Here is a 239-nt window from a genome sequence, read left to right on the forward strand (position 1 = left end):
GTTAGGAATTCTTTTAATTAGTTATGGAGGATATAGCATCATTCCTGGAATTATATTATTTGGAATTGGAAACGGACTTCGTTCTGTGCTTAGAGGAACACTGCCGTTAAGTATTTTTGGCAGAGAAAACTATGCAATTATTATAGGACGCCTAGGCAGAATGCCGATGCTTGCACAGGCTTTTGCGCCTTTCATCGGAGGATTGTTAATACAACATTTTGGTACAAATACTTTTTTGT

General features: G+C 37.2%; 1 protein-coding gene. It reads left to right on the forward strand.

Annotation, left to right across the window (positions count from 1 at the left end; translation table 11 throughout):
• Positions 1 to 239: hypothetical protein (locus SB717_RS39250; protein WP_486360826.1), on the forward strand; the 239-nt coding region annotated here is incomplete at both ends.

The organism is Priestia sp. SIMBA_032, from assembly GCF_046535215.1.
Lineage (GTDB): Bacteria > Bacillota > Bacilli > Bacillales > Bacillaceae_H > Priestia > Priestia aryabhattai.